We start from the raw sequence: 25,204 nt of genomic DNA, 5'->3' as shown, positions 1-25,204 counted from the left end.
CGCCGCAAATCCTAAAAAAGATTAGGAATCGCCAAAGATATCGAGTTGCTGTGTGGGATCTTTCGGAAGTTCAGCAGGTTTGGATTTAGTTTTGCGAAGTCCGATCGCGATTTTGCTGTGTTTCTCAATCTGGGTCATGACTTGCCGTGCTCGATCGATGACCGAACTCGGTAAGCCTGCAAGTCTTCCAGCTTCGATGCCGTAAGAGCGATCGGCTCCTCCGGGTTGGACTTTGTGCAGGAAAATGATTTGCTCTGGCATCTCGCGTACTGTCACTTGATAGTTCGCCACATTCGACAGAATCGATGCGAGTTCGTTCAGTTCGTGATAGTGCGTGGCAAAAATCGTTCGGGCGCGGATTTCGGTCGCCAAATGTTCTGCGACTGCCCAAGCGATCGACAATCCATCAAAGGTTGCGGTTCCGCGTCCAATTTCGTCTAAAAGAACCAGTGATCGATCCGTTGCATGATTGAGAATATTTGCCGTTTCATTCATTTCCACCATGAACGTTGATTGTCCGGTGGCGAGATCATCGACAGCACCGACGCGGGTAAAAATACGATCGCAGATTCCCAATCGGGCGAAATCTGCGGGAACAAAGCTACCCGTTTGCGCTAAGAGTTGAATCAAACCAATTTGTCGGAGATAGCAGCTTTTTCCACTTGCATTTGGTCCGGTTAACACAATCAGATCGGGCGCAGGTGAGCCAAGTTCAGCGGAATTTGGCACGAAGAAGCCAGCAGGTAAAGATTGCTCCACGACCGGGTGACGACCTTCGACGATCGAGATTTCTCGCCCCGCTGAAAGCTTCGGACGGCAAAAATTCTTGAACACTGCAAGTTCAGCCAGTCCCGTGAGCGCGTCAACGGCGGCGACTCTGTGAGCGACTTTGCGGATGAGTTCGGCTTGTTCTCCGACGTTCGATCGCAGTTCTGCAAAAATCTCATACTCAAGCTCACCAATTTCGCGCCGAGCATTCATAATCCGGTTTTCGCGGGTCTTCAGTTCCGGCATGGTAAACCGTTCTTCGTTGGTTAACGTTTGCTTGCGTTCGTAACCTTCGGGACATTGTTGAGCTTTGGTACGAGAGATACTAATGTAATAACCGAAAGCTTTGTTGTATCCGACTTTCAGCGTTTGAATTCCAGTACGATCGCGCTCATTTTTTTCTAGTTCCGCTAACCACTTCTCGTCTTCTGCGGCTTGAGAGCGCATCTCGTCAAGTTGCTGCACAATGTTCGATCGAATCAGTCCACCTTCTTTAATCGCAAGCGGCGGACGTTCGACGAAATGAGCTAAAAGATTCTGTCCTAACTGTTCGAGAATGGGCGGAACGTGCTGCAAAGCTCGTAAGTGGGAAGATTTTGCTCTAGCAACTAAACGCGCTAATTCTGGTAGTTTGCTCAGCGATTCTGCAATGTTGACCAAATCACGCGGGGTAGCCGTTCCTGATCCCGCTCGACCTGCTAAGCGCTCCAAATCATAGATCTGGTTCAGCATTTGTTGGAGGTCTTCTCGCAGAACACCATCTTTTACTAATTCCTCGATCGTGTCCTGACGCGCCTCGATTTCGTCGAGATTCAACAACGGCTGTAATAACCAACGTCTCAGAGCGCGGCTTCCCATCGGGGTTTCTGTACGATCGACTGCCCACAGTAACGATCCGTGAAACGTTCCATCGCGAACAGTCTGAGTGATTTCTAAATTGCGTCGAGTTTGCGGATCGAGTGTCAAATACTCAGTAATTGTATAGGTGCAAATCGGCTGGAGTGGAACCTGAGTTGGCTCTGAATTTTTCGATTTCGTCGTATCTAAAACATTGCGTTCCGAAGTCGATTCGATGTATTCGAGCAGTCCGCCCGCAGCCCGAACCGCTAACGGTAAATGTTCACAGCCCATTCCTTCAAGCGATCGCACTTTAAACCGTTCGATCAATCGCTGACGGGCTTCGGCTTGAGAGAATGGAGATTGCGATCGCAATGTGTAACAAAATTGCGTCGGTAAACTCTCAGGAATATGGGACGATCGCTGTCCCGGTCGCAATAATCCACCTAAATCTGGTGCATTGGTTGGGATCAAAACTTCCGCAGGCTGTAACCGCATCAATTCACTGCTGAGTTGATCAAGTTCGCTCGATTGTGTGGTGAGAAATTCCCCAGTTGAAATATCTGCGTATGCCAATCCCCAATGATTTCCAGCGATTACAATTGCCGCTAAAAAATTATTGCGTTTCGCATTCAGCATTCCTTCTTCGAGAATCGTTCCCGGAGTAATCACGCGAGTCACTTCGCGCCTGACTAATCCCTGTGCTTCATTTGGATCTTCGACTTGATCACAAACCGCGATCGCATATCCTTTTTCAACGAGCTGCGCCGAATAGCGATCGAGCGCATGATGCGGAATGCCCGACAATGGAACCCGCCCGACTTCTTTTCCGCCATCTTTAGAAGTCAGAACAATCTCCAACTCACGCGAAACAATCAGCGCATCTTGGAAGAATGTTTCATAAAAATCGCCCACTCGATACACCAAGAGCGCATGAGGATACTGGTCTTTAAGATCCGCATAATGCCGCATCATCGGGGTGAGATGGTCACGTTTTACAGCGCGATGATCAGCGTATCGCACCGAATGCTTGATTAAGCGATCGGGCACGCCTTGAGTCGGATCAGGTTGAGCAGCGGGAACAGTCATGAAACAATTTTTAGTACAATATTACTAAAATTTAGCATCAGCCCAATTATTTTAGCGTGGATCAACTGGGGACAGCTTGAGGCGAAACATCCCGACTCGATCGAGTTCGGAAATTCCTATCAGAATTTTCTCAGGCAACAGAACCAAGTTTGTTAGCCTAGAGATACATGAAATCGGGCATTCTGCATTTAGGATGTCCATAAACCTTAACGATATTGTTTACGAGGGGATGAGCGAGTGGCTGCAACAAACTTCAAAGATTACTACCAAGTTCTAGGGGTGAGCAAATCCGCAAGCGCTGACGATATTAAGAAAGCGTTTCGCAAACTCGCCCGTCAATATCACCCCGACGTGAATCCCGGAGACAAAGCCGCAGAAGCCAAATTCAAAGAAGTCAACGAGGCGCACGAAGTCTTATCTGACCCAGACAAGCGCAAAAAATACGACCAATACGGACAATACTGGAAACAAGCTGATCAAGCAGGCGGCAACTATTCTCGATCGACTTCCACGTCTCGATCGCCGTTCAACACAGGCGGCTTCGATGATGTCGAATTCGGACGCTACGACAACTTCGAGGAATTCATCAACGATTTGCTTGGTCGATCGCCCTACGGCGGACGTGATCCCTTCCGCAATGCCAGCTATCGAACTCCGGGTGGTTTCACAACCGACGATCGCGCCACAACTGGAGAAAATCTCGACATCGAAGCCTCGATCAAACTCACCTTCGCAGAAGCATTCAACGGCACCGAAAAACGTCTGAGCGTCAATAACGAAGAAATCAATGTTCGGATTCCCGCTGGAGCCAAAGTCGGTAGTAAAGTCAGAGTCCGCGGCAAAGGGCGTAACAGTCGGTTTTACACAAGCCAGCGAGGAGACTTGTATCTTACGGTCGAACTCTTGCCGCATTCATTCTTTCAATTCGATGCGGATGGCAATCTGACTTGCGAAGTACCGATCGCACCCGATGAAGCCGTTTTAGGAGCACAAATCGACGTGCCGACTCCAGATGGAACCGTGAAAGTGAATGTTCCAGCAGGCGTACGATCGGGACAGACATTACGGTTACGCGGCAAAGGCTGGAAAAACCAGAAAGGCGAACGCGGCGATCAGATGGTGAAAATTACGATCGCACCTCCGAAAGAGTTAAGCGCGATCGAGCGTGAGGCGTATGAGAAAATCCGCGACAATCGCAGCTACGATCCCCGCAGTGCAATCAAGTTAGCCACACTTTGATTTCAACCCACAGAGACTGATTCGTAGAAAAGCCCGAAAATTGACATCTCGACGACTACGTCTCTGACGAATTAGTCAATTTAGACGCAGATTTCATGGGCTATATCCCGCTGGGCTGCACGAAGGAAGAGATTACCCGATACTCAACACCGGTTAGGTGTGAGTCGATGTCCTTGTCCTTCAGATGTTTTGAATCCTATTTCTACAAGCTGACTCATCGCGATTTGACAAGCCCTGAAATGATCAACTGTTCTTGTATCGCACTTTACTTGCAAAATGGTTTGCAACATGGGCTAATTAAATACGGTAAGCCGATAGATGAACTGATATTTAATGTTCTACAACACAACTGACGTTCAAGGGCTAGATGTCACAGTGAACTCGCAGGAAACGATTCCTCTCGTTGATCAATTCATTGATCAAGCTTTATATTATGGAAATCAGGCTGAATCAGCGATAGTGCAAGCACTATCGGTCGATCCGGGCTGTGCGATCGCTCACGCTTATGCAGCCGCTTACTATCTGTCTCAAGAAACCGCGATCGCCCGTCAGACTGCCATCACTCATCTCAAAGCTGCTCAGCAATCTGCACCCCGTACAACTGAGCGAGAACAATGGTACATTCAAGCCATTTCAGCTTGGATGAGAGGCGCGATTTCTGAAGCAATCAGTCTGCATGAAGCGATCGCCCTAAAGTATCCTCAAGATTTGATCTCAGTCCAGCAAGCCCAATACCACTACTTTTACCGAGGCGAATCTGAGCAGTTACTTAAAATTGCTCAAATCGTTTTACCTGAAAATGCTGGCAATCCTCATCTTCACTATTTGTACGGCATGATTGCGTTTGGACTGGAGCAATGTGGTGAGTTAGAGCAGGCAATGAAAGTTGGATTGCAGGCGATCGGGTTAAATCGATTTGACCCGTGGGCACAACATGCGATCGCACACATTTTAGAAGAGCAAGGTCGTCCATCGGCAGGCATTGCTTGGATGGAAAGTCACTCGGACACTTGGGAGCACTGTAATTCGATGCTCTACACGCATAATTGGTGGCACGTTGCGCTTTACTATCTTGCATTAGAAGATGCAGACAAGGTATTGGCGCTCTATGATCAGCGAGTTTGGGGACGGGCAGATCGTTTCTCGTCGAAAGATCAAGTCGGTGCGATCGCAACGCTACTGAGATTAGAGTTACAAGGAGTTAATGTAGGTCGGCGGTGGAATGAGCTTGCGCCCTATCTGTCTGCTCGATTACATGAACATGCGCTGCCCTTTCAGGATTTGCATTACATTTATGCGCTGGCTCGTGCAGGATACACAGATTGGGTCGATGAATTGCTGCGAAGCTGGACAGTCACAATTCATGCAAAACAGGTTTCACGAGATGCCCAATCGGTCTGGCGGCAAATCGTTCTGCCTGTTGCAAAAGGTTTGATTGCACATGCGAGAAGAGAATGGTCAGTTGCCGCTTTAGAACTTCAGCCTTGCTTAGAAAAGCTACATGCAGTTGGGGGAAGTCGAACACAGCGAAAACTATTTAATCAAATCTATCAGCATGCGTGTGTTCAAAATGAGTCGGATTGGAGCGCCTTTAAAGCTGGCTAAAAGGAGAATGGATGACTTCATCATAGAGTTGAGCGATCGCGTCATAGTCACGAGTGTTCACAATTTCGTAGCGATCGACCTTCATTCGAGCCATTGCTGCTTGTAGTTCAGCATCAGGATGTAGTAAAACTGATCGAACTTGATCAATTTGACCGAACTGTTGAGCAATCACGATAGGCGGCATTGGACAAGGTGGACTTGATTCAACAATTTGGATCTGATGAGCTAGCTCAGGATGAATGCGAAGTTCTTGTTCTAACACTGTGCTATCAATTGCGGCACAGTCAGCTTTTCCTTCAATCACCCAACGAATCGATCGCTGATGTGAACCAGACTGTATGGCATTCTTGAAAAAATGAGACGAGCAGTGTTCTTTGATCAATCGATGCCGGAGTAGATAGTAGCCGCTATTTGAGCCAGGATCGTTATAGCAAACCACTGTACCTGCTAAGTCAGAGAAGGTTTGAAATGAACGATCGGCGCGAACGACCATATCTGAAAAGTAGATCGGGCGGCTCTGATAGCGCTCGGCTTGCATCACTGGAGCCGCGATCGCGATCAAGCGCTCAGGCGCAATTCGACAATATCGAATAAAGGGTAGACCACAAATAAATGCGAGATCGACCGCTTGTAAATCCTCTAAGGGATCGCGATCACAGGCTCGAAATTCAACCTCACAGCGCAGCGATCGACCGATTGCTTGGGCGATCGTTTGATAATAATCCAGCCAATTTGGAGCCAAGTAGGAAACCGCTTTCATCAAAACGCTCGATTTCATCTGTATGATGATCGATGACTCTACCGATGTACCGTATTCATAAAACTATATATCAGGAATCTGAGAATGTTGTTTTCTGGTTTGACGATCGCAATTGTTGGCGCTGGCTTTAGTGGGTCACTTGTCGCGGCTCACCTGCTGAAAAATGCGAATCGACCTTTACTGAGGTCTTAACTTTCGCCATGACCGAAAGGAAGAGCGCGAGCACATTCCGTGTACCAAAGGCAACGCATAAAGTCGATAATCTTTGTAGCGCAGCGCCGCAAACGGATCTCGGACAGTTGACGTACTAATATTCTGCTAATTTATCGACGACGTTCCGCAAAGGTCGCCCAGTTCGATAGCGATCGAGATTATCCAAAAACAGAGCAATCATGCGATCGGGAATTCGAGGAGAGTACCCGGAACAGTGCGGCGTGATGAACACATTCGGCAAAGACCAAAGCGGACTGTTTGAAGGTAGCGGCTCAGTTTCAAATGTATCGAGTCCTGCTCCTGCAATCCAACCTTCTTTTAGCGCAGTAATTAAGGCTGATTCATCTACAACTGCTCCTCGTGCAATATTGATCAGATAGGCATTAGAGTGCATTGCTCGTAAAGCACTCTCATCCATTAAATGCTTTGTTTCAGGCGTTAAGGGTGTTGCTAACACAACATAATCGGCTTCAGGAAGCAGCGATCGCCATTCATCGGCTCCGACAATCTGCTCGAAATTGGGTAGAAGTTCAGGCTTGCGACGACTCCCCCAAACTCGCATACCAAAAGCCGATGCCCGTTTTGCAATTTCTCTACCAATACTTCCCGCACCAATAATTAAGAGGGTTGCGCCTGAGAGTTCCTGAATTGGAAGTTCAATACTTTTTTGCCAAGTGTAATTCGCTTGAAGAGTGAATAGTTTAGGTAAGCTTTTCGCATGATAGAGAATATAAGTGAGAACGAATTCAGCGATCGGGATCGAAAACGTTCCAGCTCCATTGGTCAGAATAATCTCTCGCTCTAGATACTCAGGAATCAGAATGTGATTTACACCTGCACTGGGGGCTTGATGCCACTTCAGTTTCGGCGATGCAGCTAGAACTTTTCGTAGAGTATCTGGTTTGAGATAGAACCAGTTAAAGTACACTTCTGCATCGCTCGAATCTCCCTCAATGTTTCCATGTGAATCGACCCAAGCGATCTGAATACTGGGATCAGACGAGAGCTTAGGTTCAAGAATCGGAGCAAATTCTTTGGGTAGGAGAAGTTTCATAATGCCAGATCAGAATGAGCAAGATGATTGTAAGGCTAACTCTTGTGCGAGTCGATCCGCTTGCTCAGCTTCATTGATTCTTCCAAGTTGCCGATGCGTTTGAGCGAGTTCACACTGGATCACAGGAACATTTGCACGATCGCGCTTTCGCTTCTCCAGAATCGGAAAAATAGGTTCAAGTTGTCCGATCTCTTTGGATGAACCGCTTCACATGATTTGCTGAGACTTAGAGCCTTTAATTTTCATCCAGTTTGGCGGGTGTGCGATCGCTGATGTAGGGAGTAATGAGTCTCTACAAAGTGAGGCTTGGGAGGCTGCAAATCGCCTGATTCGATACGATTGGCTGTTTGCCACGATTCGCGCCCTCGGTTGGCATCCGTTCTGGCGAATTAATCAAGCCCCGAACAAAACGGGACAATGCGTGAGCGATGGCGATTGGCAACCGATGCGTCAGATTGTGGCACTCGACGAACAATGGCAGGGGCAGGTGCGCTGTTTCCAGACGAAGCCGCTCGAATGCTGGGGTTGGCAACACTCGCGCATCACTGACCCCAAACGCGCGGAACGCCATTGGTTGGCGATGGCGGTTGCGACCTTGTGGATGCTCACGCTCGGCACTCAGGCAGAACTCGAACAAGCCGCCGTCCCCAAAGGCACCAATCCACGTCCCCATCGTCCAGCACAAACATCCCCAACTGCGCCTCTTGTCCTGTTTTGCGCTCGGTTTGATTGTCTTGCCGATCTGGTTAAGCCAGCAGATACCGATCCGGATGCCCCCCTGGTTCCGCAACCAACGCTTGCTTTAGTCTTGAACTCATCGTGATAGCTTCACCATAAACCTACACCTGTAAGCCCCTAATCGATTTCAATTGCGGCAGTAACGCCTGAAATGCCCGTCCACGATGGCTAATTTCTTGTTTCATCTCTAAAGGCATTTCCGAAAACGTCAGACCCTTCTCAGGCACATAGAAGATGGGATCATAACCAAATCCACCTCCACCCCTCGGAGCCGTCAAAATCTCACCCGGACAAATCCCCTGAGTGAGAAGCGCGATCGAGCCGTCCGGTTTTGAAAGCGCGATCGCACAAACAAACTGCGCCCGTCGATCCGAACTGTCCCCGAGTTCCCCTAACAATTTGGCAATTCTCGCCTGATCCGACTCTGCATATCGCGCCGAATAAATTCCCGGTCTGCCATCGAGTGCCGCCACTTCTAGCCCGGAATCATCTGCGATCGCCCAATGTCCCGTTGCGATCGCCACCTGAGTCGCTTTCTGTGCGGCATTTTCCCGAAACGTGGTTCCGGTTTCTTCCATTTCTAGTTCCGGTGGCTTCAACTGCAATTCCCAGCCCAACCCTTCCAGATAAGGCTCGATTTCTTTCACTTTGCCTGGGTTTCCGGTTGCGACAACTAAAACAGTCATGGTTCAATCCACTGACGAAACGCATCCCAACAAGAGATGTCTTCTAATAATGCCTGATATCCGCTCACATTAGGATGCAATCCGTCTTCGGTGAATTGCTGCTGGCACCAGTCCAAACCCCTCGATCGCCAAATTTCCAGTAGATCCAGATGCGGAATTTGACGCGCTTCACACGCCGATCGGATCGCCGCGTTGTACCGAATTTGATCCACGTGATTGTAGTACATACAGTCAAGAAACGGCATTTTCGCTTCATCGACTGGAATCATGCCGACGAATAAGACCGGACACAGGCGCAAAGCTCGATCGAGCAAATCCGCGATTTCAATTTCAAATCCTTCAAACGGCAGCAAATTCTTCCCATCCGGTCTACCCAGTCGAGGCGAATCATTCACACCAACCGAGAGAATAATCAAATCCGGCACCCGATTTCGCAGCTCTCCGCGATGGCGGAATTCATCTTCGAGTCGTCGTGCCACCTGCCGGACACCATCTCCCCGCACACCGAGGTTATACAGCGCGTGATTTGTTCCACCTGGACTCATCCACTGCCGCCTGAGTCGCTCGACCCATCCGCCTCCCACAGGATCACCAAATCCATAAACAAGACTATCCCCCAACGCCAAAATGCGTAAGGAAGGAGTCGAAGGAGCCGTTAAATCGATCGAAGAAGGCGCGAAAATTTGCATGAAACCGTGCGAATGAAACAGGTCTGCGCTATTAATAGAGTCTGAGCTAACTCGGACGCTATCACTCTAGACAGGTTTTTTCAAAACTTTACACAAGCTTTGGCAATCTGTCACGATCGTAGATTCCGCAAGTCCTTACTGAGAAAAAACTGATGGCAAAATCTGGCTCCCTGCACAAACGAAATTCGTTTGATACTGTTCAACTGATGCGCCGCGCTGATGAACTGATCAGTGCTGCGTCGAATCGTTATCGCATCACCGTTCAAGTGGCAAATCGGGCAAAACGCCGTCGGTTTGAAGATTTCGACAGCGGCGATGATCCGATGATGAAACCTGTAATGCGGGCGATTATCGAAATGTCAGATGAACTGACACAACCCGAAATCATCGGAGAATAGTTTCAGTGGGGTGATCGCGATCGCCCCTGTTTTTTAGGCATAGAAGCGATGAAGCGATTTCTAATTCTGGCAAGTGTGGTGACGCTGTTGTTTGCGGTCAGTCCGGTGATGGCTCAAACTGCCCCGACTCGATCGATTCGGACTCAAGATGTTTGGCAGCAAGTTTATAAAGCAGTTCCAGATCTGCCGCTCGAAAATCAGTATCTCACTCGTGAGACGGGCAGAGTTGATCCGAGTAATACGCTAGTGACTCGGATGATTCGCTATCACTATTTCATCAAAGGTCGTCCGGTCAATTTTCGACTCGATTGGAAGTATACGCTGGCAGACTATCTCGGCATTAATGAATCGATGCAGGCGGAAAGCTATCCGGGTTCGGACAACTTGCGGAAAAATCCGTTTGAAAGCGATCGAGCAATTGTCCAAAAACTCACCCGCAAACAAAGAGATGCACTGATTCAAGCGTTAGTCGATGCGTTCACGCGCCCGTCACAATGAGCCGCATTCTAAAATCTGGTAACGGTTGGCGTTTGGGATGGGATGCAAGCGCCAACGAGTTCAAAGGCTTAGTCGGGGGCGAGAATTGGGCGATCGAACTTACTGAGGAAGAATGGAACGATTTTCGTCGCTTGAGTGATCAACTGCACGAAATTTTGGAGCAAATTGCCCAAGAATTGATGGAAGAAGAGCGAATTGCTTGTGAATTAGAAAGCGATCGTATTTGGCTCGAAGCTGAAGGATTTCCCCACGCTTACAGTCTGCGATTGATTGTTCAAACCGGGCGCAGAGCCGAAGGATATTGGGAAAATGCGATCGAATTGAGACAGGCGTTGAGTACGATCGAAGGTTTTTAGGACTGTTTTAACACCTTTGCAGTTTGTTGCTCATTCAGATACGTTTGAAAATTGGTCGTTCGTTGCCACGTCCCGCCCTGAAATGAATTTCGGGCTAATCGACGAAAGTCCTTTGAAAAGGACTAAGAAACTAAAACTGTCTCCCAGTCTACTTCAGTAGACTTTCCACCGTTAGCCCGAAATTCATTTCAGGGCGGGAGACAATCGAAGCGAAGAGACTTTTTATACTCCTCGAACACCCTCTTAAGCAGAAGTTAAAAGCTCTCCCGATTTCACTTCCAAAATCTGTGCTGAATCAATCCATTGAGCATCAAACGATCCTAAATGTGTCGTAGTAATCAGCGTTTGAAACCGATCCTGAATTGCATCTAACAATTGATTTTGCCGATTGAGATCCAACTCAGCCAACACATCATCTAACAACAACAGTGGTGGCTCTCCGATCACATCTTCGATCAATTTAAGCTCTGCTAACTTCAACGCCAGAACTAAAGTTCGCTGCTGTCCTTGTGATCCATATTGTCGTGCAGGCGTTTGATTGATCAAAAATTCCACCTCATCTCGATGCGCTCCCACTAACGTCGTTCCTTGATGTTGTTCTGCGATCGCTCTTGTCTGAATCTTTTCCAAAAACGCAGTCTGCAATGCTTCCGGTGTGTCCTCTTCAGCCGTAACATTCGGCGCATATCGAATTTCTAATTTCTCAGTACTGCCGCTAATCGCTTGATGCCAGTGTGCAGCGAACGGTGCTAAACGATCGAGGACTCGCGCCCGTCGTCGAATTACTCTCGATCCTGCGATCGCTAACTGAGCATCCCACAATGCTAAATCTGGAGCCGCAACCGTTCGCCCTTCGCTTTCTTCTTTTAATCTGGCTCTGAGCAGTGCATTTCGCTGTCTTAGTACTTGATTGTACTGCTGCAAAACGTACGCATACACTGGCTCTAATTGAACTAAGAGTGCATCGATCCAATGTCTGCGCTGATCGGGTCCACCCCGGACTAAATCGAGATCTAAGCTCGAAAATTGCACCATGTTCAACGTGCCGAGAAAATCGAGTTGCCGCCGTAGAGAAACCCCATTTTGAGCAACGGTGCGCCGTCCGCTTTCTCGGAGCATCATCGTCAGTTCAATTTCTCCGGTTTCGCGCTTTAGGTGCCCGGTGAGTTGAGACAGCGTTTCACCATCGAGGATTAAATCGCGATCGCGTGAAGTTCGATGAGACTTCAGCGAGGAAAGAAGTTCAACCGCTTCAAGTAAGTTCGATTTCCCTTGAGCATTGTTGCCGAGGAGAATTGTTTTTGCAGCCGTAAAATCGATGTGCTGATCGCGATAGTTCCGAAAGTGGCGAAGATGGAGAGAGCGCAAATACATGACGGATGCAGCAAAGGGAAATTCGGAATTCGGTTGAGCAATCCGCGCTCCGAATTCTTCCCAAGTGTATCAATCTTTCGCATCTGCCACACCTCAGCCTCACACCTGATAAACTCAAGGTTTGCCAATCTAATTTCCCGATTATGCTTGAGTTCATTCGCTCTGATCTGGCACAATTCGCAGCCTACAACACGCAGCACACGGACAATTCGCATTTGGATCATCCCGATCGCTTAGATGTGAACGAAAATCCGTATGATCTACCCGAAGAACTGAAGCAAAAACTCGCTTGGAGTTGGCAGACAGAAATTGAATCAAACCGTTACCCAGACGGCGGATATTTGTCGCTAAAAGATGCGATCGCCGAATACGTCAACGAAACTGCACACACTGAATTCACGAATCACAATATCTCAGTTGGTAATGGCTCGGATGAATTAATCCGATCGCTGTTAATGTCTACTTGTTTGAACGGTGAAGGTTCGATTCTGGTCGCGAATCCGACTTTCTCAATGTATGGAATTCTGGCAAAGACATTAGGAATTCCGGTGATTAGCGTTGATCGTTCTGAAGCAAATTTTGAAATCGATTTAACAGCGGCACAAAGCGTAATTGAAACAAATCCGATTCGCGTTGTGTTTGTCGTTCATCCAAATTCACCGACCGGAAACGCACTCACTGATGCAGAAATCCAATGGTTGCGAAGCTTGCCCCAAAACATTCTCGTGGTCATTGACGAAGCATATTTCGAGTTTAGTCAAACCACATTAGCTGGAGAATTATCAGACCATCCAAACTGGATTATTCTGCGAACTTTTTCCAAAGCGTTTCGTTTAGCAGCGCACCGAGTTGGATATGCGATCGCTCATCCTGAACTGATCGAAGCACTCGAAAAAATGCGTCTCCCGTTTAATCTACCGAGTTTCTCGATCGCTGCTGCTCGTCTTGCTTTGTCTGAGCGGCATTCGCTTTTATCTGTTGTTGCTGAATTGTTGAAAGAGCGATCGCACTTACAACAACAATTAAATCAGTTGCCAAATTTGCAGATTTGGAAGAGTGATGCAAATTTTATCTATGCTCGATCGCCCAAAGATTTAGCCCAACTATGCGATCGACTGCGGCAACAAGGAACGATCATTCGGCATACCGGGGGCGGTCTGCGAATTACGATCGGTACACCCGAAGAAAATCAGCGAATGTTCGATCGATTGTCGGCGCTTTTATGAGATTTTTTCTAGGATGAAGCTGGATCACTTTCAAGATTCAGTATGACGATCGTGCGAATTTGCCAGCACAAAACTTGTCGCAAACAGGGTGCTGCAAAAGTTTTAAAGACGTTTCAATCTCTTGCGCCGGATCACATCTCGATCGAGCCGTCTGGCTGTCTTGGTCAGTGTGGAAATGGCTCAATGGTTTTAGTACTGCCCGATGAAGTTTGGTACTGTCGCGTTTCACCCGAAGAAGTGAGCGCGATCGTCGATCGACATCTCATTCAAGGGCACCCGATCAAAGCAATGCTGTATCGAAAATTTCATCCGTTGTAAATTCCGTGGTGCCACCGACTGGATCGAGTGCATCAGAACCGCAAATCTTCGGCATAATGAACAAGCTGTTTTCATTCAACTTATGGATCGCTCTCTCCCATTAATTAAATTTCCGATGTCTTGGACATTAGTCCTGGTGATCACGATCGCGCTTCTGTTCAACACGCCGATCGCCCGCACTCCCAAGCCACTCAGCGAAGTCAAGATTAATCTACAAGTTTCGGAATCGTCACCGAATGGCGGTCGATCGCGCCGCTGGCTCTCGTTACCCCTCCTAGGGTTGTAGAATCAAACAGCGCTGAATCATTGCAGCCTGTATGCCTTACCGCTATCTTTTGTTCTACAAACCGTATAACGTGCTGAGTCAGTTCACAAATGATTCGCCCGTCGAACGTTTGACGCTTAGAGATTACATTCCCGTACCAAACGTCTATCCAGTCGGGCGGCTCGATCATGACAGTGAGGGGCTAATGTTGCTCACTGACAATGGACAACTGCAACATCGACTCAGCGACCCGAAATTTCACCACACGAAAACTTATTGGGCACAAGTTGAAAACATTCCAACCGACGAAGCGATCGCACAATTGCGAAAAGGCGTAACAATTCAGAACTACCGGACTCGACCCGCGATCGTCGATCGACTCGATGAGCCAGATTTACCGCCCCGTGATCCGCCGATCCGATTCCGTCAAAACATCCCGACCGCTTGGCTACAGATCACGTTAACCGAAGGCAAGAACCGCCAAGTTCGACGAATGACGGCGGCTGTGGGATTTCCGACCTTAAGACTTATTAGAGTTGCGATCGCAAAACTTCAACTATCGGATTTATCTCCAGGAGAATGGCGAGATTTGACCGATGAAGAACTGCGATCGCTCAAACATCTCTTCTGAACAAAGTGGCGCGAATATCTTCTGTATAATTAGCTATCGGAACATTAACGGCGCTGAATGTCTTTTGCAGCAAAGTCTTATGAGTAAGCCTGTAGTCATCTGTGTAGATGATGAGCCTCTAGTTTTAGAAAGCCTAAAGATCGAGCTAAAGCGCGTTCTTGGGGATGCTTGCTTGATTGAAACCGCAGAAGGCAGCGAAGAAGCACTAGAGATTTTTGACGAGCTTCAAGACAATGAAGATTATGAAGTCGCTTTAGTTCTAGCAGACTACATTATGCCAGGACTCAAGGGCGATGAGTTATTACGACAAATTCACGATCGCTCTCCCCAAACGTTAAATATTATGATCAGCGGACAAGCTGATTTAGAAGCGGTCAGTCATGCGCTACGGAGTGCCCGGTTATATCGGTACATTTCTAAACCCTGGACACCAGAAGATATTAATTTAACAATCGCCGAAGCCGTTCAGCGCTATCTCCAAGATCGAAAGATCGAAACGCAAACCGAGCAGCTTTCTTCTTTAAATCAATCGCTAGAAGAGCAGATTCAAGTTCGGACTCAAGAGCTAGAGCAAAAAATGAACGAGCTTGAGCGATTGAGCCGATTAAAAGATGAGTTTCTTCATGCAGTCACCCACGATCTAAGAACCCCTGTCGTGGGAAGTCTCCTAGTATTTCGGCGCTTGCAGAATCAAGCGTGTAATCCAGTCGAACTACCTCGCGCAATGGTCGATCGCATCATTGAAAGTAACCATCGACAGCTTAAGCTTTTAGATTCATTGTTAGCTGTACAACTCAACGAACACGGATTTACCCTGTCGCTTGAATCGATCGAGCTTGCCAAGTTCATTGATGAAATTCAAATCGATTTAGAGCCGATCTTGTCTGAGAACCAAGTGATTATGCAGCGATCGATTCCATCGGATTTGCCGCTGATTCAGGTCGATGCGTTTCAACTCAGACGAGTCTTTGAGAATCTCATCACCAACGCGATCAAACACAATCCACCTGGAATCACCATCAACATTAGCGCAACGGTGGAAAATCAATTTCTCATCTGCCGAGTCGAAGACAATGGAGTTGGCATTCCTGAGCAAGAATGTGAGTTAATGTTTGAGCGATATCAACAAGGCAGCAGGGCACGTCGATCGCTCGGTGTTGGACTCGGATTGTATCTGTGTCGGCAGATTATTCAGGCACATGGCGGAACGATCGGAGTCATCAGTGGGCTAAATCAAGGTGCAAAATTCTGGTTAACCCTGCCGATATGAAACATCCTCGACTGAGTACCGTTTTAATCGTTGCATTCATTGTTCAGATTGCAACTACAGTCGGGCTTGTGAGTTATTTCTCGTTTCGCAACAGTCAGCGATCGATTAACAATTTAGCGACGCAATTGATGAATGAAAAGAGCGATCGCATTCAAACTTATCTCAGAACCTATACCGAAACGCCGCCGCTCGTCACGCAACTCACCGCCAATACAATTTCTAGCGGCGATCTCAAACTGAATGATTTAGGCGGTTGGAATAGTTATCTATTTCAACAAGGACAACGCTTTGAAACGCTGGCGTATGTTTATTTCGGTTCAGCCGCAGGTGAATATGTGGAGTATCGCGGATTTGGCAATCAACAGTTCAAATTCAATCAACGTCGCGGCAACACGCTCCCCCCTGTGAAAATCTTTGATCTCAACACTCAAGGAAAACCGCAGCGACTTCATTCACAGCGCGTTTTTGATCCGCGTCCGCGCCCGTGGTACGTCAAAGCCGCTAAAACCGCAGCACCAGGATGGACAGAGATTTATACGTTTGTCGATGTGCCACCAACTTTAGGAATCAGCTTTGTTCGTCCTTATTACGAGAATCAGCAACTAAAAGGAGTCATCGGCGCAGATTTTGTCTTAGTTGGCATCAATGACTTCTTAAAACAAATTCAACCAAATGAAGCCAGCCGAGTGTTCATCATTGAGCGAAATGGTAATCTCGTTGCCGCTTCATCGAGTCAACCTCCGTTCGATGAGAAGCGTCAAAGATTAAATGCAGGCACGATCGCTGATCCTTTAATCCGCACGACCGCTCAACAGTTGCAGCAATCTTACAGTAATCTATCGAAAATTCGCGATCGCCAACAGTTTGACATTGACTTTGACCAGCAGCATCACATTGCTGAAGTAACTCCGGTTACTGATGCGTATGGTCTTGATTGGTTGATTGTGCTGGTTGTTCCACAAGCAAGCTTTATGGCACAGATTGAAGCGAACAATCGTATAACACTCATCCTCTGTTTAATTGCATTATCAGCAGCAGTACTAACCAGTGTTGTTATGGCACGTTGGTTGTCTCGTCCGGTAAAGCGATTGAGCGATGCAAGTCAAGACATGGCAAGAGGACACTATGATCAGCAGGTGACTGTTCGGGGAAGTCGAGAACTGGTTAAACTTGCCCGATCGTTTAATTCAATGAGTCAGGAAATTCAGCGATCGCATCAGGAACTGGAGCAATATGCGCGATCGCTTGAAGCAAAAGTCAAAGACCGCACTCGACAACTTGAACAAGAAGTCGAAGAACGCAAACGCACCAATGCAGAATTAGAAGCGGTTTTCAGTGCAATGGATCAACTGATCTTTGTATTCGATCAAGACGGCACACATCTAAAAATCCCTGCCAGCCGCGCCACCCACATTTTGTACAAGCCTTTAGAAACTCGAATTGGTAAAACACTACATGATGTTTTTCCCCAAGAGGTTGCAGATAACTTTCTCAAACATATTCGACTTGCTCTAGAAACGCGATCGACCATCGATATCGAATACTCTCTACAAGTTGAAGACGAATTGATTTGGTCAGATGCCAGCATTTCACCGATCGACGATCGAACTGTGATTTGGGTATCGAGAGATGTAACCGTTGCGAAGCACCGCGAAGCGGCTCGGAAGCAAGCAGAACAACAATTGCAGCAAAGTCATGATGAACTAAAACAGACCTTAGACGAACTACGATCGACCCAAGCAAAACTGATTGAATCTGAGAAACTCGCCGCTTTAGGTCAATTAGTTGCGGGTGTTGCTCATGAAATGAATACACCACTTGGAGCAATCCGATCGTCCATTGAAAATGTTTCACACTTCATGGAACATGATCTTGAAACGCTGCAAGCTCTGCCGCTGAACTATCAAAAAGATTTCTCTGCACTGATTCAGCGCTCTAACGAATCTTCTCAGACCTTATCATATCTATCGACTCGTGAAAAACGACAACTAAAACGAGCACTCACAAAACAGCTTGAACAACATCAAATTACTCCAGCCGACTCGATCGCAGATACATTAATCGATATCGGAGTCATTGATCGAGTCGAACTTTTCCTAGCTCTGCTCAAAGACTCCCATCGCGATGTCATTCTTAAAACTGCCTACCAATTCACCAGTGTTCAGCGCAGTGTTCAAACATTGTCGATCGCATCTGATCAAGCTGCTCATGTGGTTCGTGCTCTAAAAACCTATGCCCGTCAAAACACCGAAAGTAAGCCTGTGATAGCAAACGTCATTGATGGGATTGAAACGGCTCTAACGCTCTATCGCAATCAATTGAAGCGCGGAGTCGAAGTCATTGGGCACTACGATGAGGTTCCGCTGATTGAATGTTATCCAGATGAGCTAAACCAAGTTTGGATGAATCTGGTTCACAATGCAATTCAAGCGATGAACTATCAGGGGCAATTAACGATCGCAGTTCATTCCGAAATTAACCAAATCAAAATTGAAATTACAGACACTGGAGCAGGGATTCCTCCGGAGATTCAACCGCGAATCTTTTCGCCCTTTTTCACGACGAAACCGATGGGAGAAGGAAACGGTTTAGGCTTATCGATCGTTCAACAAGTCATCGACAAGCATAATGGCTCTATTAATTTTGAAAGTGTGCCAGGAAAGACCATTTTTACGGTTTTACTGCCGATTCGCCTCGATTCCTAAATTTTTCTAGCAAAAAGTGTGGACAATCTTGAATTACACTTGTAGTATGTGATTAGCAGAATTTTACTGAGGAATATGACTCTTCTTATCTCGTTGCGCCACTCCAACCCGTCACCCACACACAGACCCCTGTGTGCGGCGTTGTCGCGGTTATGGATGGTCACGGGATTAGGACTGAGTGGACAAGCGCTCCAGATTCATGGCGCAGTCGAAATCTACAGCCGCGAAGACGAAAAATTTAATCTAGACAATATAAAAAGCGGGTGGTGTTACCGTCTGACACCAATGTGAAGCAGCACATCAGCCTACCAGGTTCTGATAACCCCCGCTCAAACCAAATGAGACGGGGGTTAATTTTTTGCCAATTTCAGCAGGAGCAACGCATGTTAAAGCTCACCTACACCGAATTTGGACTGCACTTAGAGCGCGTCACTGTCCCTTTGGAAACATTAGTGTCTCAAAGAGTCGTTCTCGCCCTGCGAATGGGTCAAACGCTGCATGTCGAACCGAGCCGAGCCTCATTCTTATTGTCGATCGAGGTTCCCGGCTTTGGTGAACTGGAAAAACTGATTCGGTTAGAGCGCATCGCGTCTGTGTCGATCGTTCCCGTCGATGACCAGTTTGTCGAAGTTAGTGTCCAAGGTCACTGGATTGCAAACACGGTGGAAGCTCACTCTGGTGTGTTTGTGACGGCATTGGGCGATCGAGTTGAGTTCTCCATCTACAAACTGTGGCAGGCAACTCAACTGCAAGCATCCCCGTTAGTCTAATCGCGAGTGGAATTTCTATCACCGCACTCCTTGTTGAGGCGTGATCTGAAGTTCCACTCTTCCCGCTTCATTCCCACTCACCGCAACTTGCTGCGTATCCAATTTCCCGGAAGCTTGCGGTCCAGCAATACTAAACGGCGGATTATTCTGCTGATAGCTCACATTCCCATTCGCTTCAAACTGCTGAGTCGTGAAAAACCATCTCACACGATCGGCGCTTAATCGCGATTGATTTTTCTCTCCCGTTCCTTGTACATTCCCGATCAGATTCGCAACTTGCTGATCGATCTGCATATCGCCTTGATTTGCGGTTAATGTCACTTGCTGGGCAGAATTAACGATCGTAATCGGTTCACTCGCCGTTAGTGTCTTCTGATCCACATTCCATGACAGCGCGTTGCCGCTAATCTGCGTGTTCGATTGTTTCAGCGCAATTCGCGCATTCTGTCGCAGCGTCACAATCTTGGCTTTGAGATCCACATCAGACTGATCCGCACTGCCACGATCGGTAACTTGCTTGTTTTCATAACGATCAACTTGAATCGGTCGATCGCTACTAATTTTCTGATCTTGAATGCGCCAAGTTAACCGCTCTCCTCGCATTTGAAGCGACGGTTCCTTCACTTGCGCCACGATTTGACCGGTTACATCCACTCGACGATCGCGAGTAAAAAATCGTCCTTCTTTCGCTGCAAGTTGAACTTGTTTGTGATCGCCGTTAAATCCATTTCGCACAATTAGCACATCTTCCGTCGGTCGCCATTCCATTTCATTCCCTTTAAGGATGGAATTGTCGCGCACATCGATCGCGGTAATTTGCCCTTTTAGAACGATCGATTTTCCGTCTTGCTGAATTTCACTGCGCTGAGCCTCAATCTTGAATACAGGCTTTCCGTCTTGGAAAAGCTCACCTCTCGGCTCTTGAACGGTTGCATTTTTCTGATCTTTTGCATACACAGCCTGTTTCGCTGTCACCCGCCACCAAAGCTGCCCTTTATCATTCGCTTGCTCTAGGGTGACATTGTTAAACGTCAGGTTGTTGTCAAACTTCTGTGCGCCTTGCGTATCTTTGCTTAATTGTTCAGCGGCGCGATTACTGCGATTTCCACAGCCGCTTGCACCGATTAGGAGGGTGATGAGAGCGAGATTCAGTAAGATTGAGCGACGCAAGATAAAATTCCTCAAGCCAGAGAACCAAGAGAGCAACCGAGATAAACCAGACGAAATCTATCTCGATATTGCTCCCGACTACTCTAGCTTATGGCGAATGCTCATCGTCATGTTCATCCATCAAGCCGATACTTGTTAATGGTCGATACGTATAAGCACGAGGCGTTTTCTGAATGTCTTCTTTAATCGTGTCGAGATCGATATATCGATCGGCAACATTGATCAAGCTATCACTGGTCATCGATCGTAAACTCACGACCTCGACCCGCACCCCGCGATAACTTACCGCATTCACCGCATACGCCAGATCGCCATCTCCGCTCACCAACACGGCAGTATCGTAAGATCCCACCAGCGACATCATATCGACCGCAATTTCAACATCGAGATTTGCTTTTTTCGAGCCGTCTGGTAGTTGGACGAGATCCTTAGAAATGACGCGATACCCGTTACGGCGCATCCACAAGAGAAAGCCCTGCTGCTTTTCGTTGGTACGATCGACACCCGTGTAAAAGAACGATCGCAATAATCGAGAACCGGAAGTCAACCGGACTAAAAGCTTCGTGTAGTCAATTTCGATGCCGAGTTGTAGCGCAGCATAAAACAAATTTGAGCCATCAATAAAAATAGCGACTCGTCCACGATTTTCTAGCACTTGTTCCGGCGAAAACACCGTCTCTGTTTCGTGATTGATATGGTTCAGCACAGTTGCTATCCTCAGAATTTTTTATGAAAGGTTTTGAACAGAAAAAAGGAACGAACATTCATCGTGCGCTCAGGGTGAACTTTCGACCGGAAGTTCGAGTTTTTGAAAGACAGGTTGAGGCTTTTGAAGTGCTTGTTTAGCTCGAAGTATTCCCCATCTCGCTTGATTGGGGAAGGTGATTGACACATCAATTAAACTAGCGTCATTAAAATCAACATTCAGACCTAATTGTTGATAAACAGCGGTGCTAGTCCGGGGAATAATCGGTGCCAAAAGATACGCAGCTAACCGAACAGATTCCAGCACTGCGTACAAAACTTCTTCAGCTTCTTGATTTTTTCCTGCTTTGTACAGCGACCACGGAGCTTGTTCGTTAATGTATTTGTTACCGAGTCGAATCAGCGTTAAAACTTCTTCGCAAGCGACATTAAATGCGAGTGAATCATACGCATTCGCGACTCGATCGCTTAATCCTTCTGCGATCGATCGGAGTGGATGATCTTCAGAAATTTCAACATCAGGAACCACACCCCCACTGTTTTTGTGAATCAATCCGAGTGATCGATTCAACAAGTTTCCGAACCCGTCCGCGAGGTCAGCATTACACATATCGACAAAGCGCGTTTCATCAAACACGCCATCGCGTCCAAATTCGATTCCTTTGAGGAAATAGTATCGAAAGGCATCGACTCCATAGCGCTCGACTAAAGCGACAGGATCGATCGCGTTTCCGCTACTTTTGCCCATCTTCACGCCATCGCGAACCAGAAATCCATGCCCAAATACTTTATAGGGCAGTGGCAATCCTGCTGACATCAACATCGCAGGAAAATAGACCGCATGAAAACGAAGAATGTCCTTTCCAATGATGTGAACATTGAACGGATACCATTTAGAAGTTGCATTTTCTAGCGTTGGTTCTTGATCTGGGTCTAACAATGCCGTGATGTATCCGAGCAGAGCATCAAACCAAACATAGATGGTATGTTTCGGATCAGTTGGAATCGGAAATCCCCAGTCAAAATTCACTCGTGAAACAGAAAAGTCTCTCAGTCCTTGGCTCACGAAACTTAGAACTTCATTGCGCCGAATGTCTGGCTCAATGAATTCTGGATGTTCAGCATAAAGCTTTTCTAATTTCTCTTGATAGTTAGAAAGCCTAAAGAAATAATTTTCTTCATCCCGCCATTCCACTTCTTTAGTCGTGTGAATTGAACAGCGATTTCCTTCTAACAGTTCGCGCTCTTCTTTGAACTCTTCACAAGAGACGCAGTACCACCCTTTTTGTTGACTGAGATAGATATCACCGTTATCCCAAACTCGTTGGAAAAACTCTTTGACGATCGCATGATGTCGTTCTTCAGTCGTGCGAATAAAGCGATCGTATTGAATATCCAACTGTGTCCACAGTCGCTTAAATCCTTCGACGACTAAATCACAATGTTCTTGCGGTTTGCGTCCCAAACTTTCCGCTGTGCGCTGAATTTTCTGTCCGTGTTCGTCGCTTCCGGTCACAAATCGAACAGGCTTTCCAAGTAAGCGTTGAAATCGCGCCATTGCATCCGCTGCGATCGTTGGATAAGCACTCCCAATGTGAGGCAAATCATTCACGTAATACAGCGGGGTTGTGAGAGCAAAGTTGGGCTTTTCTAGAGATAAGGTCATAAATAGTTTAAAGCTGACCCCTGTAAGCTAGTACATCAATCCGGGCAGGGGTTTTACTGGATTTTTAGAACAACGAACGCGATCGGGATCGAAACTCGTCTCTCATTCTAACCAGCAACGCTGTGCAAGACACGTCATCAAATCTTAAATTCTGCAATCAAAACGGCTTGAATGCGAATTCGCAACTTGTGGAATAGCCTCCGTAACACTGATGAAGTTCGCAGTTCTGAGAAATTGCTTGTATGGGTTTGCTTAAAGCCTGATCGTGCTCGTTTCAATCTGAGTAGGGTTACGAGATCGAACCGTGTGAGAACGATCAATGACCTTTGATTTCGCGAAAAAGCACCGTAAATTTATTGAACTTTCTTAGAAACCCATGTGAAACATACGGAGGATTCGCCTCAGTCTTAATCCACCGTTTATAAAAGCCATTCACCTGAAAGTTCCGTACTTTTTCTCAAAGGTTTGCCATGACTGCGGACGAATAATAGCGGCATAGAGTTAGTCTGCAAGACAACAGTATGAAATTCATCAAAGGTTTTTGTTCAGTCGTCGCGATTTCTGCGATCGCGGCTCTCAGTCAAGCGGGTTCCGCTCAAGCGATTTCGTTCAACATCACTCGTGGGGTCGCGGGTCCCAACGGTGTCACAAATCAAGGTGCATATTCCGACTTCTGGAAGAATCCCGGAACGAAAACGATCGACTTCAATTCCGGTTCAGCACCGACAACCGGATTCGCAAGATACACGTTTGAGAACGCAGGAATCAGCAGCGTTCGTGCTGATCGCTGGTCGCCCGCAGGAGCAGAGGGAGAAATCAACGACGGTAGCTATCTCGCAGTATTTCAGGGCGGCAGTGTGACAATCCAACTCGAAAAAGCGCTGAACTACTTCGGCATGAACTGGGGCGCAATTAGCTCTGGAAACGTCTTCTCGTTCTTCAAAGGCGATCGCTTGGTCAAATCTTTCTCAACTGAGGATGTAAATCCGGTGGCTCCTGTGAGAGCAGACCAGCATTACGGTGAAGGAAATGGCTATCTGCACTTCTATGCAGACAACAAATCGGATATCTTCGACCGCATCGTGATCACTCAAACTGGTAACGGTGGCTTTGAGTCGGATAACCACTCGTTCAACACGGCTGATCCGAGAAAAGTTCCTGAGCCGACTGCGGTTCTGGGCTTGATGGCGGCGGGCGGTGCGTTGTTGCTCAAGCGCCGGACTCAGGCACAAGTAGAATAATCTGGCAGACAGATTTAGTTACGCCTAGAAACTCCCGTCGGTTGCACCTCTTATGGTTAAGAGGTGCTTTTTTGCGTTTGGAAGTTGAAACGATCGCTTTACAATAAGAGGGTTTCCTACTTCATCTGTGTCTTAAGACAATGGTTGGCGTGAGTCAATCTGATTCATAAATATATAGAGTCGTTCTGCACTTGAGATCGTAAGGTTCATGCCAGGTTTGTCTCCCCTTCAGGTTTCCCAGTTGATGCTGATGAGCGCGGGTACTCGGACGTATTCGTATCACTGCGATCGCGTTCCGAAAAATTCTTCGCTGCTGGTTGTGAGTAATCATCGAAGTGTCATGGATGCACTGCTGCTGATGAGTGCGATCAGTCGTCCCATTCGATTTGCTTGTCATCATTACATGGGACAGGTTCCGGTCATGCGTGAGATCGTGACGCAATTAGGGTGTTTTCCCTTAGATAGCGACAAACATCGGCAGAGTAGTTTTTTTCATCAAGCGATCGACCTGTTGAAATCTCGACAAGCAGTGGGCGTTTTTCCTGAAGGCACGTTGCCAATGGTGCAGCCACCGAAACCGAATCATATGGGCGAGTTTCATCGGGGATTTGCTCATTTGGCATTGAGAGCACCGATCGAGAATTTAGCCATTCTCCCGATCGCAATTTCACCGCAGCAAGAAACGATTAGTTCTGCGATCCCGTTAAAAGTCCTGAGTTTCTTTGATCCTACGGAGCCGTTATTTGACCAAGAGGGCTGGCATCCGCTAGTTTGGTATCAGAGAGTAAATATACTTATTGGACATCCGATTTGGATCACTCCGGCTCAACGTGCTGACTATCAAGGAAAGTACGCGAAAAAGGCGGTTGTTGAACTGGTCGATCGTGCCCAAACTGAAATTAAGACACTGTTAGATCAAAGACCTTTTTAGAT

General features: G+C 47.2%; 26 protein-coding genes. 17 read left to right on the top strand and 9 right to left on the bottom strand.

The features are described from left to right. Positions 1 to 21: 21 nt before the first annotated feature. Entirely contained in the window at positions 22 to 2,694 is a 2,673-nt protein-coding gene (mutS, locus tag NIES2104_RS04300; RefSeq protein ID WP_058996074.1) for a DNA mismatch repair protein MutS, read from the bottom strand. Between the two features lie 237 nt (positions 2,695 to 2,931). Between mutS and NIES2104_RS04295 the strand changes: the two genes are divergently transcribed. Together NIES2104_RS04295 and NIES2104_RS04290 are read left to right on the top strand one after the other, a co-directional pair. Further along, complete coding sequence (locus NIES2104_RS04295) at positions 2,932 to 3,933, top strand: DnaJ C-terminal domain-containing protein (protein ID WP_058996072.1); 1,002 nt, start codon at positions 2,932 to 2,934, stop codon at positions 3,931 to 3,933. A 333-nt stretch (positions 3,934 to 4,266) separates the two neighbouring features. Further along, positions 4,267 to 5,538 (top strand): tetratricopeptide repeat protein, encoded by a 1,272-nt coding sequence (locus NIES2104_RS04290; protein WP_058996070.1) that lies wholly within the window; start codon positions 4,267 to 4,269, stop codon positions 5,536 to 5,538. Here NIES2104_RS04290 and NIES2104_RS04285 read toward each other — a convergent pair. Beyond that, complete coding sequence (locus NIES2104_RS04285) at positions 5,525 to 6,316, bottom strand: phosphate/phosphite/phosphonate ABC transporter substrate-binding protein (protein ID WP_058996068.1); 792 nt, start codon at positions 6,314 to 6,316, stop codon at positions 5,525 to 5,527. The two genes, NIES2104_RS04290 and NIES2104_RS04285, sit on opposite strands and share 14 nt — an antisense overlap. Positions 6,317 to 6,382: 66 nt before the next feature. On the opposite strand from NIES2104_RS04285, the gene NIES2104_RS32935 reads away from it, so the two are divergent. Continuing rightward, the gene (locus NIES2104_RS32935; RefSeq protein WP_225895205.1) at positions 6,383 to 6,490 is read left to right on the top strand and encodes an FAD/NAD(P)-binding protein; all 108 of its coding nucleotides are present in this window, start codon (positions 6,383 to 6,385) and stop codon (positions 6,488 to 6,490) included. Between the two features lie 115 nt (positions 6,491 to 6,605). On the opposite strand, the gene NIES2104_RS04280 is transcribed toward NIES2104_RS32935, so the two are convergent. Continuing rightward, positions 6,606 to 7,565, bottom strand: a complete 960-nt coding sequence (locus tag NIES2104_RS04280) for a D-2-hydroxyacid dehydrogenase (protein WP_058996066.1) — start codon at positions 7,563 to 7,565, stop codon at positions 6,606 to 6,608. Between the two features lie 421 nt (positions 7,566 to 7,986). Here NIES2104_RS04280 and NIES2104_RS04275 point away from each other — a divergent pair, with 421 nt between their 5' ends. After that, complete coding sequence (locus NIES2104_RS04275) at positions 7,987 to 8,388, top strand: hypothetical protein (protein WP_058996064.1); 402 nt, start codon at positions 7,987 to 7,989, stop codon at positions 8,386 to 8,388. A gap of 16 nt (positions 8,389 to 8,404) precedes the next feature. Here the strand turns inward: NIES2104_RS04275 and rdgB are convergent, their stop codons facing one another. Next, positions 8,405 to 8,989 (bottom strand): RdgB/HAM1 family non-canonical purine NTP pyrophosphatase, encoded by a 585-nt coding sequence (rdgB, locus tag NIES2104_RS04270; protein WP_058996063.1) that lies wholly within the window; start codon positions 8,987 to 8,989, stop codon positions 8,405 to 8,407. Then, positions 8,986 to 9,678: a GDSL-type esterase/lipase family protein gene (locus tag NIES2104_RS04265; RefSeq protein WP_058996060.1), complete on the bottom strand. Its 693-nt coding sequence runs from the start codon at positions 9,676 to 9,678 to the stop codon at positions 8,986 to 8,988. Before NIES2104_RS04265 ends, rdgB begins: the two co-directional genes overlap by 4 nt. A 170-nt stretch (positions 9,679 to 9,848) precedes the next feature. On the opposite strand from NIES2104_RS04265, the gene NIES2104_RS04260 reads away from it, so the two are divergent. The 3 genes from NIES2104_RS04260 to NIES2104_RS04250 are packed head-to-tail and all read left to right on the top strand — an operon-like array spanning position 9,849 to position 10,930. Beyond that, on the top strand, positions 9,849 to 10,076 hold the full coding sequence (locus NIES2104_RS04260) for a DNA-directed RNA polymerase subunit omega (protein WP_059001555.1): 228 nt from the start codon (positions 9,849 to 9,851) through the stop codon (positions 10,074 to 10,076). 48 nt (positions 10,077 to 10,124) lie between these two features. After that, positions 10,125 to 10,574 (top strand): hypothetical protein, encoded by a 450-nt coding sequence (locus NIES2104_RS04255; protein WP_058996058.1) that lies wholly within the window; start codon positions 10,125 to 10,127, stop codon positions 10,572 to 10,574. Next, complete coding sequence (locus tag NIES2104_RS04250; protein ID WP_058996056.1) at positions 10,571 to 10,930, top strand: DUF1818 family protein; 360 nt, start codon at positions 10,571 to 10,573, stop codon at positions 10,928 to 10,930. The genes NIES2104_RS04255 and NIES2104_RS04250 overlap by 4 nt, the downstream gene beginning before the upstream one ends. Before the next feature lie 243 nt (positions 10,931 to 11,173). Here NIES2104_RS04250 and recF read toward each other — a convergent pair whose 3' ends face one another. Next, positions 11,174 to 12,304: a DNA replication/repair protein RecF gene (gene recF / locus NIES2104_RS04245; RefSeq protein WP_058996054.1), complete on the bottom strand. Its 1,131-nt coding sequence runs from the start codon at positions 12,302 to 12,304 to the stop codon at positions 11,174 to 11,176. Positions 12,305 to 12,447: 143 nt separating this feature from the next. Here recF and NIES2104_RS04240 point away from each other — a divergent pair, with 143 nt between their 5' ends. The 8 genes from NIES2104_RS04240 to NIES2104_RS04210 all read left to right on the top strand — a co-directional run bounded on the left by NIES2104_RS04240 (position 12,448) and on the right by NIES2104_RS04210 (position 19,489). Next, the gene (locus NIES2104_RS04240; RefSeq protein WP_058996052.1) at positions 12,448 to 13,530 is read left to right on the top strand and encodes a histidinol-phosphate transaminase; all 1,083 of its coding nucleotides are present in this window, start codon (positions 12,448 to 12,450) and stop codon (positions 13,528 to 13,530) included. Between the two features lie 42 nt (positions 13,531 to 13,572). Next, entirely contained in the window at positions 13,573 to 13,848 is a 276-nt protein-coding gene (locus NIES2104_RS04235; protein WP_058996050.1) for a ferredoxin, read from the top strand. 82 nt (positions 13,849 to 13,930) lie between these two features. Next, positions 13,931 to 14,134 (top strand): hypothetical protein, encoded by a 204-nt coding sequence (locus tag NIES2104_RS04230; RefSeq protein WP_058996049.1) that lies wholly within the window; start codon positions 13,931 to 13,933, stop codon positions 14,132 to 14,134. Between the two features lie 31 nt (positions 14,135 to 14,165). Next, complete coding sequence (locus NIES2104_RS04225; RefSeq protein WP_058996047.1) at positions 14,166 to 14,744, top strand: pseudouridine synthase; 579 nt, start codon at positions 14,166 to 14,168, stop codon at positions 14,742 to 14,744. Between the two features lie 79 nt (positions 14,745 to 14,823). Beyond that, positions 14,824 to 16,014, top strand: coding sequence for a hybrid sensor histidine kinase/response regulator (locus NIES2104_RS04220; protein WP_058996045.1), 1,191 nt, complete (start codon positions 14,824 to 14,826; stop codon positions 16,012 to 16,014). Beyond that, entirely contained in the window at positions 16,011 to 18,719 is a 2,709-nt protein-coding gene (locus NIES2104_RS04215) for an ATP-binding protein (protein ID WP_058996043.1), read from the top strand. Before NIES2104_RS04220 ends, NIES2104_RS04215 begins: the two co-directional genes overlap by 4 nt. A 75-nt stretch (positions 18,720 to 18,794) precedes the next feature. Beyond that, positions 18,795 to 19,010: a hypothetical protein gene (locus NIES2104_RS31580; protein ID WP_156426860.1), complete on the top strand. Its 216-nt coding sequence runs from the start codon at positions 18,795 to 18,797 to the stop codon at positions 19,008 to 19,010. A gap of 92 nt (positions 19,011 to 19,102) precedes the next feature. Further along, a complete protein-coding gene (locus NIES2104_RS04210) occupies positions 19,103 to 19,489 on the top strand; it encodes an alr0857 family protein (protein ID WP_058996041.1) in 387 nt (128 codons plus the stop codon). 18 nt (positions 19,490 to 19,507) lie between these two features. Here NIES2104_RS04210 and lptC read toward each other — a convergent pair whose 3' ends face one another. The 3 genes from lptC to metG all read right to left on the bottom strand — a co-directional run bounded on the left by lptC (position 19,508) and on the right by metG (position 23,030). Next, the gene (gene lptC / locus NIES2104_RS04205) at positions 19,508 to 20,659 is read right to left on the bottom strand and encodes an LPS export ABC transporter periplasmic protein LptC (protein WP_063270200.1); all 1,152 of its coding nucleotides are present in this window, start codon (positions 20,657 to 20,659) and stop codon (positions 19,508 to 19,510) included. 88 nt (positions 20,660 to 20,747) lie between these two features. After that, entirely contained in the window at positions 20,748 to 21,365 is a 618-nt protein-coding gene (locus tag NIES2104_RS04200; RefSeq protein WP_058996038.1) for an NYN domain-containing protein, read from the bottom strand. 69 nt (positions 21,366 to 21,434) lie between these two features. Then, positions 21,435 to 23,030 (bottom strand): methionine--tRNA ligase, encoded by a 1,596-nt coding sequence (metG, locus tag NIES2104_RS04195; RefSeq protein WP_058996036.1) that lies wholly within the window; start codon positions 23,028 to 23,030, stop codon positions 21,435 to 21,437. 521 nt (positions 23,031 to 23,551) lie between these two features. Between metG and NIES2104_RS04190 the strand changes: the two genes are divergently transcribed. Further along, positions 23,552 to 24,271, top strand: a complete 720-nt coding sequence (locus NIES2104_RS04190; protein ID WP_058996034.1) for a PEP-CTERM sorting domain-containing protein — start codon at positions 23,552 to 23,554, stop codon at positions 24,269 to 24,271. Positions 24,272 to 24,479: 208 nt separating this feature from the next. Beyond that, a complete protein-coding gene (locus NIES2104_RS04185; protein ID WP_058996032.1) occupies positions 24,480 to 25,202 on the top strand; it encodes a 1-acyl-sn-glycerol-3-phosphate acyltransferase in 723 nt (240 codons plus the stop codon). Positions 25,203 to 25,204 lie beyond the last annotated feature (2 nt).

It is taken from the genome of Leptolyngbya sp. NIES-2104, assembly GCF_001485215.1.
Lineage (GTDB): Bacteria > Cyanobacteriota > Cyanobacteriia > Leptolyngbyales > Leptolyngbyaceae > Leptolyngbya.
This window is presented reverse-complemented; position numbering and strand designations above follow the sequence as displayed.

What these genes read in the sequence shown, in the direction of transcription:
- mutS (WP_058996074.1), bottom strand. Translation starts at nt 2,694, where the DNA reads ATGACTGTTCCCGCTGCTCAACCTGATCCGACTCAAGGCGTGCCCGAT.
- NIES2104_RS04290 (WP_058996070.1), top strand. Translation starts at nt 4,267, where the DNA reads ATGTTCTACAACACAACTGACGTTCAAGGGCTAGATGTCACAGTGAAC.
- NIES2104_RS04285 (WP_058996068.1), bottom strand. Translation starts at nt 6,316, where the DNA reads ATGAAATCGAGCGTTTTGATGAAAGCGGTTTCCTACTTGGCTCCAAAT.
- NIES2104_RS32935 (WP_225895205.1), top strand. Translation starts at nt 6,383, where the DNA reads ATGTTGTTTTCTGGTTTGACGATCGCAATTGTTGGCGCTGGCTTTAGT.
- NIES2104_RS04280 (WP_058996066.1), bottom strand. Translation starts at nt 7,565, where the DNA reads ATGAAACTTCTCCTACCCAAAGAATTTGCTCCGATTCTTGAACCTAAG.
- rdgB (WP_058996063.1), bottom strand. Translation starts at nt 8,989, where the DNA reads ATGACTGTTTTAGTTGTCGCAACCGGAAACCCAGGCAAAGTGAAAGAA.
- NIES2104_RS04265 (WP_058996060.1), bottom strand. Translation starts at nt 9,678, where the DNA reads ATGCAAATTTTCGCGCCTTCTTCGATCGATTTAACGGCTCCTTCGACT.
- NIES2104_RS04255 (WP_058996058.1), top strand. Translation starts at nt 10,125, where the DNA reads ATGAAGCGATTTCTAATTCTGGCAAGTGTGGTGACGCTGTTGTTTGCG.
- NIES2104_RS04250 (WP_058996056.1), top strand. Translation starts at nt 10,571, where the DNA reads ATGAGCCGCATTCTAAAATCTGGTAACGGTTGGCGTTTGGGATGGGAT.
- recF (WP_058996054.1), bottom strand. Translation starts at nt 12,304, where the DNA reads ATGTATTTGCGCTCTCTCCATCTTCGCCACTTTCGGAACTATCGCGAT.
- NIES2104_RS04240 (WP_058996052.1), top strand. Translation starts at nt 12,448, where the DNA reads ATGCTTGAGTTCATTCGCTCTGATCTGGCACAATTCGCAGCCTACAAC.
- NIES2104_RS04235 (WP_058996050.1), top strand. Translation starts at nt 13,573, where the DNA reads ATGACGATCGTGCGAATTTGCCAGCACAAAACTTGTCGCAAACAGGGT.
- NIES2104_RS04230 (WP_058996049.1), top strand. Translation starts at nt 13,931, where the DNA reads ATGGATCGCTCTCTCCCATTAATTAAATTTCCGATGTCTTGGACATTA.
- NIES2104_RS04225 (WP_058996047.1), top strand. Translation starts at nt 14,166, where the DNA reads ATGCCTTACCGCTATCTTTTGTTCTACAAACCGTATAACGTGCTGAGT.
- NIES2104_RS04220 (WP_058996045.1), top strand. Translation starts at nt 14,824, where the DNA reads ATGAGTAAGCCTGTAGTCATCTGTGTAGATGATGAGCCTCTAGTTTTA.
- NIES2104_RS04215 (WP_058996043.1), top strand. Translation starts at nt 16,011, where the DNA reads ATGAAACATCCTCGACTGAGTACCGTTTTAATCGTTGCATTCATTGTT.
- NIES2104_RS31580 (WP_156426860.1), top strand. Translation starts at nt 18,795, where the DNA reads ATGACTCTTCTTATCTCGTTGCGCCACTCCAACCCGTCACCCACACAC.
- NIES2104_RS04210 (WP_058996041.1), top strand. Translation starts at nt 19,103, where the DNA reads ATGTTAAAGCTCACCTACACCGAATTTGGACTGCACTTAGAGCGCGTC.
- metG (WP_058996036.1), bottom strand. Translation starts at nt 23,030, where the DNA reads ATGACCTTATCTCTAGAAAAGCCCAACTTTGCTCTCACAACCCCGCTG.
- NIES2104_RS04190 (WP_058996034.1), top strand. Translation starts at nt 23,552, where the DNA reads ATGAAATTCATCAAAGGTTTTTGTTCAGTCGTCGCGATTTCTGCGATC.
- NIES2104_RS04185 (WP_058996032.1), top strand. Translation starts at nt 24,480, where the DNA reads ATGCCAGGTTTGTCTCCCCTTCAGGTTTCCCAGTTGATGCTGATGAGC.